Annotated in this window: 10 protein-coding genes, 1 other RNA gene and 2 pseudogenes; 2 read left to right on the forward strand and 11 right to left on the reverse strand. The window is 57.4% G+C overall.

Features of this window, described 5'->3' with window-relative positions; genetic code table 11:
* Positions 1 to 8: 8 nt before the first annotated feature.
* From RHM58_RS12700 to RHM58_RS12720, 5 genes and pseudogenes are all read right to left on the reverse strand, one after another.
* On the reverse strand, positions 9 to 1,295 hold the full coding sequence (locus RHM58_RS12700; protein ID WP_154742889.1) for a hypothetical protein: 1,287 nt from the start codon (positions 1,293 to 1,295) through the stop codon (positions 9 to 11).
* Between the two features lie 214 nt (positions 1,296 to 1,509).
* Positions 1,510 to 1,747: pseudogene (locus RHM58_RS12705) on the reverse strand (transposase domain-containing protein); the annotation flags it as partial.
* A 183-nt stretch (positions 1,748 to 1,930) separates the two neighbouring features.
* Positions 1,931 to 3,195, reverse strand: a pseudogene (locus RHM58_RS12710) (integrase domain-containing protein).
* Positions 3,196 to 3,381: 186 nt separating this feature from the next.
* Positions 3,382 to 3,774: a transfer-messenger RNA gene (gene ssrA, locus RHM58_RS12715) on the reverse strand.
* Positions 3,775 to 3,889: 115 nt separating this feature from the next.
* Positions 3,890 to 4,141 carry a hypothetical protein gene (locus tag RHM58_RS12720; RefSeq protein WP_201255678.1) on the reverse strand — a complete coding sequence of 84 codons (252 nt, stop codon included), beginning with the start codon at positions 4,139 to 4,141 and terminating at the stop codon, positions 3,890 to 3,892.
* Between the two features lie 83 nt (positions 4,142 to 4,224).
* On the opposite strand from RHM58_RS12720, the gene RHM58_RS12725 reads away from it, so the two are divergent.
* On the forward strand, positions 4,225 to 4,494 hold the full coding sequence (locus tag RHM58_RS12725; RefSeq protein ID WP_322270522.1) for a hypothetical protein: 270 nt from the start codon (positions 4,225 to 4,227) through the stop codon (positions 4,492 to 4,494).
* 41 nt (positions 4,495 to 4,535) lie between these two features.
* Here RHM58_RS12725 and RHM58_RS12730 read toward each other — a convergent pair whose 3' ends face one another.
* The 6 genes from RHM58_RS12730 to RHM58_RS12755 all read right to left on the reverse strand — a co-directional run bounded on the left by RHM58_RS12730 (position 4,536) and on the right by RHM58_RS12755 (position 12,533).
* Positions 4,536 to 4,808, reverse strand: a complete 273-nt coding sequence (locus RHM58_RS12730; protein ID WP_201255679.1) for a hypothetical protein — start codon at positions 4,806 to 4,808, stop codon at positions 4,536 to 4,538.
* A 130-nt stretch (positions 4,809 to 4,938) separates the two neighbouring features.
* The gene (locus RHM58_RS12735) at positions 4,939 to 7,749 is read right to left on the reverse strand and encodes an FAD-binding and (Fe-S)-binding domain-containing protein (RefSeq protein WP_322270523.1); all 2,811 of its coding nucleotides are present in this window, start codon (positions 7,747 to 7,749) and stop codon (positions 4,939 to 4,941) included.
* A complete protein-coding gene (locus RHM58_RS12740) occupies positions 7,746 to 8,417 on the reverse strand; it encodes a LutC/YkgG family protein (RefSeq protein WP_322270524.1) in 672 nt (223 codons plus the stop codon). The genes RHM58_RS12735 and RHM58_RS12740 overlap by 4 nt, the downstream gene beginning before the upstream one ends.
* Positions 8,417 to 9,871 (reverse strand): LutB/LldF family L-lactate oxidation iron-sulfur protein, encoded by a 1,455-nt coding sequence (locus tag RHM58_RS12745; protein WP_322270525.1) that lies wholly within the window; start codon positions 9,869 to 9,871, stop codon positions 8,417 to 8,419. Before RHM58_RS12745 ends, RHM58_RS12740 begins: the two co-directional genes overlap by 1 nt.
* The gene (locus tag RHM58_RS12750) at positions 9,868 to 10,692 is read right to left on the reverse strand and encodes a (Fe-S)-binding protein (RefSeq protein ID WP_201200446.1); all 825 of its coding nucleotides are present in this window, start codon (positions 10,690 to 10,692) and stop codon (positions 9,868 to 9,870) included. The genes RHM58_RS12745 and RHM58_RS12750 overlap by 4 nt, the downstream gene beginning before the upstream one ends.
* A 146-nt stretch (positions 10,693 to 10,838) precedes the next feature.
* On the reverse strand, positions 10,839 to 12,533 hold the full coding sequence (locus tag RHM58_RS12755; RefSeq protein WP_201200447.1) for a lactate permease LctP family transporter: 1,695 nt from the start codon (positions 12,531 to 12,533) through the stop codon (positions 10,839 to 10,841).
* A gap of 261 nt (positions 12,534 to 12,794) precedes the next feature.
* On the opposite strand from RHM58_RS12755, the gene RHM58_RS12760 reads away from it, so the two are divergent.
* Positions 12,795 to 13,562, forward strand: a complete 768-nt coding sequence (locus tag RHM58_RS12760) for an FCD domain-containing protein (protein ID WP_201200448.1) — start codon at positions 12,795 to 12,797, stop codon at positions 13,560 to 13,562.
* Positions 13,563 to 13,682: the final 120 nt, after the last annotated feature.

A 13,682-nucleotide genomic window follows, 5' to 3' on the forward strand; every position in this document is an offset into this window, starting at 1 on the left:
GAGTACGTTCACTTATAAAGACTTCGGTACAGGCATGTCCCCGTGTTTTTAATCAATAGCGGAGTGGGCGTAGGCGTTTGAGCCGCCAAAATACAGTCCAGCTTGGGAAGCACTGCGATGTCCTTGCTTACCACAGGCGCCGCCACTTTCACCTTGGCGTCAGACAACGTAATACATAGATGCGCGTAGCTACCTATCTTCTTCAAAGCGACATTTCTGTGCCGGCCAGGGCAGATCAACAATATGTCCCCAAAGCGAAACTGACGGAACGCCCTCACGCTGTACAAACCATTGGGCCCTCCGTAGGCCTCCAGCTGCCAGAGATTTTTATTAAAAACCTCCTTTGGGTAATCCTTTTCGTCCAGGACATAGCTCAGCTCGGTATTGTCCCTGATCTTGATCAGATTGCCTGCGGAATAGACCCACAAATCCAAAATTGCAGGAAGTAAAACGGCATTGGCAAAAATGCATACCAGCAGAGCAAGAGCGGCTCGACCGGTGCGCTGCAGCACGTTGCCTTCTGATAAGTAGAAAGACATAACAGGCGCTAGGTAAAGACACATGATCAACAAGCAGACGCCGATCGCCCCAAGTGCTTCCCAGCCGTTCTCTCCGCCGCGCCAAGCCATGATACCTAGTTGAGCCGGAAACACTCCGCTCATTGAAGTAAAAGCGAGCAATAGACCTAGCCAGCCAAGCCGAACGGTGCGATAGCCTTTTCTACGCCAAGGTTTACGAGGCCCAGGCGAGAGCTCCAGTACTTTTTCCTTGAGTGATGCTTCTTTGCAGAGGACATGCCACGCTGCCCAAGCAGCAGCAAATGCGACAAATACGAAAAAGTAGCCAGGAGCAACGGCTATACCAAAGGTTGAACCCAGTAGATTAAGCGAGAGTAGTCCGTATCCTCCACCGACAATAAGGCTAAATCGAAAGGCGAGCGTTTTTTCCAACTCCCTTCCAGGCGAACATTGTGTAATACACATCATGAAGGCTAACGACGGCACTGATACGATAACCAGAAGCGAAGCTAGAACGAGTAAAGTAAAAAACAACCAAGCTACGAGGTTCGATGGGTTTCCCAAAGAGCTCAGAATCAATTCTGGGTGATGGATAAGCCACAAATACTTGGTTAGAAGTGAAGTTGAAATTAATGTCGCTGCCAAGGGAAGCCACCATTTGATGTCGGCAAGTAGTCCAGACAGCGCTTGCCGGTAGCTGGTAGCTCTCGATATCTCCGTTGGCGTTTCGGGTAGTGGGTTTTGCGCGGTGGTTTGCTGTTCCACTTCACCGGTCATTAGCGAAGATTCCTTCCTTGGGGATCAAATGCCATTTGGTCGTTCTGGCTTTGCGAGGTGCGCAATTCTAATGGAACGAGACCTCTTGTCAAAACTCACTACCAATCGCCGGTTATGCCAGATAGTCGTACCCGTCACGCCTAGCTTTAGCGCCCTCTCAACGGTGCTGTGGCTGAAACACGCCGTAAGCGTCCGCGCATCCCGTTTTGCGTAGCTAAGCTGGTTGCCAATGATGCGGCACAAAACTCCCCGATTTCACTCGCCCGCTGCGTCGGCAGGCGAGTGAGGAGGTCCTTAAAATAAGCTTATGCATCATGCCCGTTGAACTTGGCCGACTGGATCAAACTCATTGGTGCTTCTTTCCGTTTTCCGCTGCGTAATGACCCAACGAACAACCCATTCTTGCGCCCTAGCGTCCATGGTCGTATCTGATTTTCGACGTGGTTATTGTCTGCGCAACTCGTGGTTGTCTGATAGAACTTTTAAGCGTGACCCCCTGAGTATGGGAATGCGGAGCCTTCCCATACTCAGGGGCTTGGCCGAGGGGGCGCAGGCATGTAGGAGAATTAGCGACAGTCGTCATTTCTGTTGCCATGCTCCACGATAGGGATCGCATGGATTGTCGCCGGTGATGCTCAGCGTATCGGCACCACGTTACGGTCCCTGGTTTGATTGATGGCAGATGCCGACAGGCTTCCAGTGGCTGCCTTCTGGATATGCTCACTCCACCAGGCCATCATCGGACGCCGGCGTTCGATGTAATCCGCCCTGTTGTAGGCGCTACGAACTTCGTCCTTGTCGACATGCGCCAGTGCGACCTCGATCAGTTCCGGATCCCAGCCATGCTCATTCAGGATGGTACTCGCCATCGAGCGCAAGCCGTGGCTGACCAGACGGTCCTGAAAGCCCATGCGCTTCAACGCCATGTTGGCGGTCTGGCTATTGGCATGGGTGCGGGGATTTCTATCTGAGGGGAACACGTACTCTCTGTTACCACTGAGTTGCTTGAGCGTCTCCAGTAACGAAAGTGCCTGCTCGGTAAGGGGATTGTGTGCGGGCGACGCTTTTTCATGCGCTCTGGCGGAATGGTCCAAATGCGCTTTTCGAAGTCGATATCTGCCCATCGTGTGGTGGCTGCTTCGGCAGGGCGGGTCATCGTATGCAACTGCCATTCGATCAAGCAGCGGGTCGTGCGTTTGATGCTGGCATTCGCGATTTCCATCATGAGCTCGGGAAGCTCCTCAGGTGGTAGCGCAGCCATGTTCTCTTTCTTGGGTTTCTTGAACACCGCCCGAATTCCATTGAGGGGGTTCGCAAATATCAGCCCGGAGTTGACCCCGTAGGTCATGATCTCGTTGAGTCGTTGGCTCAATCGTTTCACGGTTTCGAGGCTCCCTTTGGCCTCGATTGGGCGAAGGATCTTGATAACCATCGGAGCAGTGATTTGAGAGATCGGCGTTGTTTTCATGCTTGGGAAAACATGAAGCGTCAGCGATCTCCAAATGTCTTCTGCGTATGCTTTGGTTACGGAGTCTTTCTTCAGCTCGAACCAGGCAGTGGCCACCTTCTCGAAAGTGTGTTCAGTCTTAGCAAGTTTGGCTTGCCTTACCTCATCACGCTGGGTTTTGGGATCAGTGCCCAAAGCGAGCAACTCACGCGCCTCTGCGGCTTTCTTCCGGGCGTTGGCTAGCGAGAGGTCGGGGTATGGACCAAGCGCCATGTTGATACGGCTTCTGGTCAACGGCTCGCGGTAATTGAAATTCCACATCATCGAGCCGCTCGCGCGTACTCGAAGCTGCAAGCCATCGCCGTCGCTGAGGACGAAGTCTTTACCAGTTGCCTTGACTGCCTTGACTGCCTTGAGCTGGCGATCGGAGAGGCGGGTTGCGTTAGTAGGCATGGGGGCTACCTCCAGCACCGTTTTGGTATCCTGAAAATAGCATTTGGTAGTCCGGGATACCACCTGGGATACCAAAGCGCCTGGAACTCAGAAACCGTGCAAAGCCTCCATAAGCGCTGAAACCCCCGTATTCACTGGATTTCAGGCACAAAAAAAGACGTCCTTGGACGTCTTTAGATGATGAAGTGGTGGAGCCGGGGGATTTGAACCCCCGTCCGCCAGTACTCCGCTGTCGGTACTACATGCGTAGCCGTTTCTATTAAGTTAACCCTCAGCGACCCGAAGGGCAGGGTGCTTTGGGCGAGTTGTGTAAGTTTTAGCCGCTTCGTCCACAACGTACTGCACGGCGATTCTGTTCTATATGACAATCACTTTGGGTTTACAGACATCCCCTGATGATTGCTGGACCCGAAGGTACCAGGAGGGAAGGGCTAAGGCTGCTTACGCAGCGAGAGCGTATTCCCCGTAGGTTTCGTCATTGGCAACTATAGAAAGTTGCAACAGTGGATTTACGAGTTCTGTTACCAACTCGGCATGCACCTAAAGTTTCGCGACCGGCGTCGAATCCTAAACGGCCCCGTGCCTGTTGCTCTGTGAATCAAAGTGAGCAACAAGCCTGCGCAGTGTACGCCAACGCGCCCCAGAAGGCCAACCGGAAGGTTGGCCGCGATTGATTTTGGGCTGGGGTCATTGTTCAGTTTGCCATCGACAATGCCTGGCTGGCCTCGGTAGCGCACTTTTTGTAGTCCTTGGCGGCTTCTGACGCTTGGGCGCTGGCCAGCAGTCTTTTGATCTCATTTAAGTTGTTCGAGGTCGCTGGCAGCGTATTCACTTTGGCTTCGAGCTCTTGCAGCTTGCTTGTACAGAGGTTGTTGTCCGCAGCAAATACGGGAGAGGCCAACATTGCAGCAGACATGAACAGACCAGCGAGTGCGGTACGTTTCATGGATATCTCCTTGTGCTGATGGTCTCGGTGCTGCCGTATGATCGGGCGGCTCGGCCGAGGTCGAAAAACAAGCCACGATTGAAATGGCCTACTTAAAAGACTACGAAGCTTCGCAGGAATTCGGTTTTCTCACAAAGGCTATGAAAAAATTGTTTGATAGGAGCAATGGCACTAAAAAGGGGCGCAATTGCCCCTTGCCGCTGGTGAACATTTCCCGGGCAAGCTTCGCTCCTTCTGCGGATTTGGGCATGGTGTCGATTTCTTTCACCGCGACGCGGGCAGTTGGCAGTACCAAACCCCAGATGCGACAAAACCCGCACTTGGCGGGTTTTGGTTTGCTGCGTATTGGGTAGTGCTGGAGGGTAATTTTAACTTCAGTCCGCCAGTACTCCGGTTACTTCCCGCCTTTGTTCGCGTTCTTGATGTCTTGGATAGTTTGGGTGGTCTCGGCGATGCAATCATCAGTGCCTTTCTTGGTGCCTTTTGCCTGATCGGCCTTGGCTTGCTTGACGCTGTCCATTACCTGATCAGTCATCTCCGGAGAGATCTGTGCTTGGGCATTTTCGATGGTTTTCAAGTTGACCGCACAGAGGTCTTCGGCCGCGAACGAGGTGGACGCCATCAGTGAGGCAGTAACGAACAGACCTAACAGTACAGAACGTTTCATGTGTATCTCCTTGAACTGAGGGTCCAGGCATCGCTGGCCATCAGGACGGGCTGCCGAGTTTGGGGTAGGTCCCAAATGTGCGGGACTTGATCAGTGGACTGCGGCGCGGCGTCAGGGTTCTATTTTTTCTTTAGATGGCCCGTGTCCGCGTTACCCGATCCACCAGATAGACCAACCCGTGGTAGTCAATTCCACCGTGTTGCGTCAGGCCAATCTCACAGGTGCGACTGGTAGAAATCCCCTCACCGCAGTGCTGCACCGCATCCTTGAGCGTGCGCAGTGAATGGGCGTTCAGTTCCGGCGTGGTAAAACCCTTGTCCCCCGCAAACCCGCAACAATGGATGCCTTCGGGGATGACCACGTTGTTGCTGCATTTTCGCGCCAGATCAATCAATGCCTGGCTCTCGCCGAGGTGTTGAGTACTGCAGGTGACGTGCACCGCAATCGGCGCTTCCTGCGGTGTGAAATCCAGTCGATCCATCAAGTGCGTACGAATGAAACGCACCGGGTCGTACAGGTCGAGTCGAACATCGCCCAGGTCCTGAACCAATCGCAAGGTGCACGGGCTGGTGTCGCAGTAGATCGGATCGAGCCCGCCGCGGCTGGCGTGCAGCAGCGCGCCAATCAATTCCTGGCGCTTGTGTTCGGCTTGTTCGGCGTAGCCTTTGGAGGCGAACGGCTGACCACAGCAGAGGTTGTCCTGGTTGTCCGGGAAGACGACCTGGTAACCGGCCTTTTCCAGCAGCCCACGGGTTTTGTCGTAGAGCGACATTTGTTCTTTATCACCCGCCGTCGGGCCCATGACCCGCGAGACACACGCCGCGAGATAAACCACCCGAGGGCGTTCGTCCGACACGCTCGGGCTGAAGCGAATGGCTTTTTCCGGCTGCGGCATGGCGTTGGTCCATTGTGGGACCTGGCCTTTGGACAACCGCGTCAGCGTTGCCGACAGCTTCGCCAGGCGTGGCGCACCCAGCAGCATTCGCGCACCGTTGGCCACGTGCAGGGTAAAGCGCGCACCTTGCAGCGCAGTGGCGAAGTTGCCTTCCAGCCAGTTGGCGGTTTTCGTGTGTGTCGCGTTACGGCTGCGGAGCTTTTTCACCAGCTCGCCGGTGTTGATTCCTACAGGACAACGCTGTGCACAAAGTCCCGTGGCGGCGCAGGTGTCGATGCCCTGGTATTCGTAAGCGGCTTCGAGTTCGGTGGTATCGACGCCGGCGCGTTTCTTCGCCTGAATGTCCCGCCAGATCACGATGCGCTGGCGCGGGCTCAGGGTCAGGCCTTTCGACGGGCAGACGGGTTCGCAGAAGCCGCACTCGATGCACTTGTCCACAATCTCATCGGCGGCGGGCAGCGGCTTCAGGTGTTTAAGGTGGATCTGCGGATCGTCGCTGAGCACCACGTCCGGGTTGAGAATGCCGTTCGGGTCGAGCAGGCGTTTGAGCTGCCACATCAATTGATAGGCATCACTGCCCCATTCCAGCTCAACGAAGGGCGCCATGTTACGGCCAGTGCCGTGCTCAGCCTTCAGCGAGCCACCGAACTCCACGGCGACCAGTTGCGCCACGTCGTCCATGAACGCCTGATAGCGTGCGACTTCTTCCGGATTGTTGAAGCCTTGGGTGAAGACAAAGTGCAGATTGCCTTCCAGCGCGTGTCCGAAAAGGATCGCTTCGTCGTAGTGATGTTTGTCGAACAGCTCGATCAAGCGGTTCACGCCGATGGCCAGTTGCTCCACCGGGAAGGTCACGTCTTCGATGATCACCGTGGTGCCGGTTTTGCGCACCGCTCCGACGGCGGGGAAAGTGTCTTTGCGGATCGCCCAGAGCCGGGCGTTTTCCAGCGGGTCTTCGGTGAAGTCGACCTGTTTTTCCACTGGGAACGAGGTCAGGGACGCCATGATTTGCGCCAGTTGTTCGCGTAGTAACGTGGACGATGCAGCGCGGGATTCGATCAGCAGGGCACAGGCATTGTTCGACAGGTGCTGTACGAAATCCGGCATGCCGGGTTTGTCCTGCACCGAGCGCAGGCTGCGACGATCCAGCAGTTCCACGGCGGACACCGGTTGGCTTTTCAGCACGGTGACGGCGTTGCAGCAGGTTTCCACGTCCGGGAACACGATCAGCGCCGAGGCCTTGTTCGGATGGTCGATGACCGTGTCGTAGGTCACCGCGCTGATGAAGCCGAGCGTACCTTCGGAGCCCACCAGCAAGTGGCTCAAGATATCCACAGGCTCGTCGAAATCCACCAGGGCGTTGAGCGACAGGCCGGTGGTATTTTTCAGACGGTATTTGTGGCGAATTCTCGCGGCTAATTCGGAATTGGCGCGGGTCTCTCGGCCCAACGTCGCCAGACGCTCCAGCAGTTCGGAGTGGCTCTGACGAAACGCCGTAACACTGGCAGCATCTTCGGTATCGAGACGGCTGCCATCAGCCAGCACCAGACGAATGCCAGCCAGTGTGTGATAGGTATTCTGCGCCGTGCCGCAGCACATGCCGCTGGCATTGTTAGCGACGATGCCGCCGATCTTGCAAGCATTGATCGAGGCCGGGTCCGGGCCGATCTTGCGTCCGAATGGCGCCAGCCACGCGTTCGCCTGCGCGCCAATCACCCCCGGTTGCAGGCGAATCTGTGTGCCCAAACCACGAATCTCGCGCCCGTTCCAGTTATCCCCGAGTACGATTAATACTGAGTCACTGATGGCCTGCCCGGAGAGGCTGGTGCCGGCCGCACGAAAGGTCACTGGGACCTGATCCCGTTGCGCCAGTTTCAGCAAGGCAACCACTTCATCTTCGGACTCGACGCGGATCACCAGTTTCGGAATCAGCCGATAGAAACTCGCATCGGTACCGAAGGCCAATGTCGACAGCGGGTCGTCGAAACGTCGGTCTTCAGGGATCAGTTGCTGCGCGTCACGCAGGAAAGCAGTCGGTAGCGTCATTGGTTTTCCAGTATCAATACCACCAGGTCTTTCGGACCGTGGGCGCCGTAGGCCAGCACTTGCTCAATGTCGGCGGTTTTCGACGGGCCGGACACCAATAAAGCGTTGGTCGGCATGCCTTGGGCCCACTCGAATTCCTGCTGCACTTGATAGAAGTTGTCGCGGATTTCACTGGCCTTGAGCAGGGCGAAATGTACTGGCGGCACCAGGCTCATCAGGCGCGGTTCTTCCCGCGTCGGCCAGAGAATCAGACTACCTGTCGCAGCGATTGCGCCGAGGGTAGTCGTGAGGCTGGCCGGGGTGTCGTTAAACAGTTCGGCTTTCCATTCCTCTACCGGGCGGTCGTAGGATTTGAGCGTTGGCAGGTCGGGATTTTTCGACCAGTGCTGAGTGACCCGTTGACCGTGAGGTGTGGTCGGCGCGATCAACAGGCTCGGCAACTGACGATCCCTTAAAAGCTGCGCCAACAGTTCGGGCCAACCTTCATCGGAGGTCAGATGGATTTCGGTGTGCACCGCTTCCATCAGTTTGCGCAGTTGCGGGATGCGTTGTTCAGGCGTGTAGGTGTAGGGCGCAGTCACCAGTTCGACGTCGAATTCGTCAGACACCGGCGTAGTGCCGATCAGACTGTTCCTCAATTTAGCGAGGATGTTTTGCTTGGCGTTCATCAACGATCTCCCTGTTTGGCCAGATGCTCGCGGGCCATGTCATGCAGCGAGCGGGCAGCGGGTTTTGGCGCGCTGTGGTTTTGCGTCCACGGGCCTACATTACTCGGTGCGAGGGCACGCAGGCGCGTGGCGAAGAAGCCGAACAGGCGATACAACGTCGGCGAGCTGTTGAGCCTGGCCCAGGCGTTCCAGATAAAGCGCTCTTTGCGCGAGTACTTGCTGCCCTGGCCGCGCATCACTTGATGCGGGCTATCCGGGGCTTTGACGTTCTCTTCCCGCAGGCGCCGCAGCAGTGCGGGGATCGGGATTTTTACCGGGCAGACCTCACCGCAGGCACCGCACAGCGACGACGCACTTGGGTGGTCCGGGACCTTCGCCAGGCCGACCATGTGCGGGGTGATGATTTTTCCGATAGGCCCAGGGTAAACCTCCCCATAGGCGTGGCCGCCGATTCGGGTGTAGACCGGGCAATGATTCATGCAGGCGCCGCAGCGGATGCAGTTCAGGGTCTGGCGCAATTCGCTGTCGGCGAAGGCCTGGCTGCGGCCGTTGTCGAGCAATACCAGGTGGACTTCCTGCGGGCCGTCGAGCTCATGCTCTTGGCGCGGGCCGGAGATCATGTTGACGTAGGTGGTGATCGGTTGGCCGAGGGCCGAGCGGGTCAGCAGCGACAGCAGCGGTACGACGTCCCGCAGGTTTTCAACGACTTTTTCGATGCCGGTAACGGCAATATGCACCGGCGGGACCGTGGTGGTCATGCGGCCGTTGCCTTCGTTTTCCACCAGCAGCAGGGTGCCGGTTTCGGCCACGGCGAAGTTGACGCCGGAGACGCCGATGTCCGCTTCGAAGAATTTCTGCCGCAAGACTTTGCGACCGATCTGAATGAGTTGGTCAACGTCCTTGGTGTATTCCACGCCAAGTTTGTCGTGGAACAAGGACGCGACCTGACCGGCATTCTTGTGGATCGCCGGCATAATAATGTGTGAAGGCTTCTCGTGGTCGAGCTGGACGATGTACTCGCCCATGTCCGATTCCAGGCATTCAATGCCCTGTTCAGCGAGGAAATGATTCATCTCCATTTCTTCGCTGACCATCGATTTACCCTTGATCACTTGCCGCCCCTCGTGAGCGCGGATGATCGAGAGGACGATGCCATTGGCCTCGTCCACCGTTTCCGCCCAGTGCACTGTCACACCGTTGCGGGTCAGGTTTTGTTCAAGTTGCTCGAGCAGGTCGGGCAACTTGGATAACGCACGGGCGCGGACAGCATTGCCCAGCGCTCGCAAATGTTCTCTTTCGTGGGCATCGCTGAAGGACGCTGCCCGTTTGCTCATCAGTGAATCCATCGCGCTGCGAAAGTTATTTCGCAGTTGCGTGTCAGCCAAAGCCTCGTGAGCCCGGCTGCGAAAATCTTCTTCTATGGCAACCGTAGGAATAATCACGGAAGCGTTCATTGAACACCTCCGGTTCGCTGCCAAAGGAAGCTGGCCAGGTGTTGGCCGCGCAACGCTTCCTTCTGTTTTTCCAGCGAGCCGTTGATGTTCATCAAACAACCGCAATCGGCGCTGAGTACCTGGTGCGCGCCGGATTCCTTCAGCGACCGGGTCTTGTCAGCTACCATCGCGCCGGAAATGTCTGGCATACGGACGCTGAAAGTCCCACCAAAGCCACAGCATTCACTTTCGTGGCTGTGATCGACGCGCTCCACGTTGCCCAACTGCGCCAACAACTCACGGCCGTGCAAGTGGGTGTTCATCTCCCGGCGTGCCGAGCACGATGTGTGCAGCGCCACTTTCACCGGTTCGCCGCTGTCCTTGAGCTGCACCTTGCAGACAAACAGCAGGAACTCCGCCAACTCATACGTCCGGGCCGCGAGGGCCTGGACTTGTTTCAACGTGTCCGGCTCGTCCTTGAACAAGTCGGCGTAGTGTTCGCGCAACATGCCCGCGCAAGAACCCGACGGCACCACCACCGGATAATCCCCGGCAAACAGCGCCAGTTGCGAGCGCGCCACGGTCCGGGCCTGCTCGGTGTAACCCGAGGTGTAGGCCGGTTGCCCGCAGCAGCTTTGCCCTTGCGGGTACTCGACACGAATGCCTTCGCGTTCCAGCAGGTGGATCGCGTCCATCCCGGCTTCGGGGTAGAACAAATCCACCACGCAGGTCCCGAACAGGTACACCCGTGAAGGCTTCTCGCTGGGGTATTGCCGAGGCGTGGGCAGTGGCGGGGCGACGCGGGTCGCGTTCGGCACAGCGTTGTAAAAAAGCTCGCTCATCAGGCGTGTCTCTCGGCCGGTTATCCGTCCGTTGAGGCTGCTGAATATAGAGCCGGAAGCTTTCAGCAGCCTTACAGACCGGGTGGTGAATAGCTGACGCCGGAATCGTGGTCCAGCGTCGGTTTTATCAGTGCGGCTTGTAGTCCTTAGTGCACCAGCATCCCGGTGAGCCAATAGGCCTGGATGTAGGTGATCAGGCCAACGATCGTTGCGAAGAACAGGCTGTGCTTGAGGGTGAAACGGAACAGGTCAGATTCCTTGCCCACCAGGCCGGTCGCGGCGCAGGCCACGGCGATCGATTGTGGCGAGATCATCTTGCCGGTCACGCCGCCGCTGGTGTTCGCCGCGACTAGCAGCACATCGCTGACACCGATCTGGTGCGCGGTGGTTGCTTGCAACGAACTGAACAGCGCGTTGGACGAGGTATCGGAGCCGGTCAGGAACACGCCCAGCCAACCGAGGAATGGCGAGAAGAACGGGAACGCCGCGCCGGTCGCCGCCAGCACCAAGGCCATGGTCGAAGACATGCCCGAGTAGTTGGTGACGAAGGCGAACGCCAGCACCATGCCGATGGACAGAATCGGCCAGCGCAGTTCGTAGAAGGTGTCTTTCAAAGTGGTAATACCAATTTTGAAATTGATCTTCAGCACCAGCATCGAGATCAGTGCCGAGAAGAAAATCGCCGTGCCGGTGGCGGAAATCGGATCAAGTTTGAACACCGCTGGAATGGCGGTCGGCGCGGTCACGATCGGCGCGACCTTGATCACCATTTGATCCAGGTGCGGGATGGCGAAGTTAAACACCCAGCTGTACATCGAGCCGCCCGCAGCGAACATCGCCTTGAACGGTTTTAGCGTCCAAATGGTGACCAGTACGGTGAGGATCAGGAACGGCGACCAGGCTTTGAAAATTTCCAGGAGGCTGTAGGGCGAAGCCACAGTGGTGCGCTTCTGGCCGAAACCGCCGACGCTGGCGGTGACCACGGACGCCGAAACGGCGCCGGCGATGTGTTGGCCGGCGGCGCGTTTTGGCTGCCAGACTTTCAGGAACAGCGTCAGGGAAATCAGGCTGACCAGCGCAGAGGTGATGTCTGGCAGCTCCGGGCCGATGAAGTTCGAGGTGAAGTACTGGGTGATGGCAAAGCTCAAGCCCGCCACCAATGCTGCCGGCCAGGTTTCCCGAACGCCGCGCATACCGTCCATCATGAACACCAGCCAGAACGGCACGAACAGCGAAAGCAGCGGCAGTTGGCGGCCGGTCATGGCGCCGATCTTGAACGCATCGATGCCGGTCACTTGCCCGGCGACGATGATTGGAATCCCCAGTGCGCCGAATGCGACGGGCGCGGTGTTGGCGATCAGGCACAAGCCTGCGGCGTACAGCGGGTTGAAGCCCAGTCCTACAAGCAGCGCGGCGGTAATCGCTACCGGTGCACCGAAACCGGCTGCACCTTCCAGGAAGGCGCCGAAGCAGAAGCCGATCAGCAGCACTTGCAGGCGCTGGTCGTCGGTGATCGACAGCACCGAGCTGCGGATGACTTCGAACTGGCCGCTCTTGACCGTCAGTTTGTAGAGGAACACCGCCGCAACGATGATCCAGGCAATCGGCCACAGGCCGTAGGCGAAGCCATACCCGGCAGCGGCGAAGGCCATATCTACCGGCATCTGGAAGGCGAAGATCGCTACGGCAATGGACAAGGCCAGAGTGATGCTGCCGGCCACATGGCCTTTGAGGCGAAACACGGCCAAGGCCAGGAAGAAAAATACGATGGGGATAACGGCCGCGAGCGCGGACACGCCGAGACTGCCGAGCGGGCTGTAGAGCTGTTGCCAGGTTTGCATATGGGGTGGCCCCTAATTGTTGTTGGTCAGGCACTGCCAGCGTTCTTGGTTAATTGGTAATACCAATTTACAATCGCTGTTGGCTAGGGTAAAAGCCTTGTATGGGGTGTGTCAATTTGCCGCCCTAAAACTTTTGTCGAATAAGCGGTGCAGAACGCATCTGATCTGTTCGCTCAAGCGTCGTCTGGTAGGTGCCGCGACAGCGCCGATAGGCCAGAATAGAGAGCCCGGCGAGCTGCCGGGATCGTGGAGAGATGAGTTATGGGGTTTGATCAAATTCGTCAGCGCCGTTTGTCTGACGATATTGTCGAGCGGCTCGAGGGGATGATTCTCGAAGGCACGCTGAAGTCTGGTGAGCGCTTGCCTGCCGAGCGCGCGTTGGCCGAGCAGTTTGGCGTGTCACGCCCTTCGTTGCGCGAAGCGATCCAGAAACTGGCGGCCAAGGGCTTGCTGGTCAGTCGCCAGGGCGGCGGCAATTATGTGGTGGATTCCCTGGGCTCGACGTTCAGCGATCCGTTGCTGCATCTGCTGGAAAGCAACCCCGAGGCGCAGCGCGATCTACTGGAGTTTCGCCATACCCTTGAAGCGTCCTGTGCTTATTACGCGGCGTTGCGCGCCACTGATGTGGATCGCGAAAGGCTGACCGCGGCATTCGACGAATTGCAGGATTGCTACACGCGTCACGATGAAGTGAGCCGGGAGCAGGAGGGCGCGGCGGATGCAAAATTCCATTTGGCGATCGCCGAAGCCAGTCACAACGCGGTGTTGCTGCACACCATTCGCGGATTGTTCGATCTGCTCAAGCGCAACGTGGTGACCAACATTGGCGGCATGTACAAACAACGCACCGAGACGCGCGACATGCTGATCAGTCAGCATCGGGAGTTGTACCTGGCAATTATCGAAGGGCGGGCGGAGCAGGCGCGGGAAGTTTCCAGTCGACACATTTTGTATGTGCAGGAAGTGCTGGAGGAAGTGCGTCAGGAAGTGCAGCGCATGGCTCGGGCGGAGCGGCGCAAGGGGATGTAGTTTCAGTTTACTGTGGCGAGGGAGCTTGCTCCCGCTGGGGTGCGGAGCGGCCCTCGCGCGTCGCCGCCATCTCGAAGAATGCCGGCGACTGCTTCGCAGCCGAACGGGGGCAAGCCCCCT

The organism is Pseudomonas sp. 10S4, from assembly GCF_034344865.1.
Lineage (GTDB): Bacteria > Pseudomonadota > Gammaproteobacteria > Pseudomonadales > Pseudomonadaceae > Aquipseudomonas.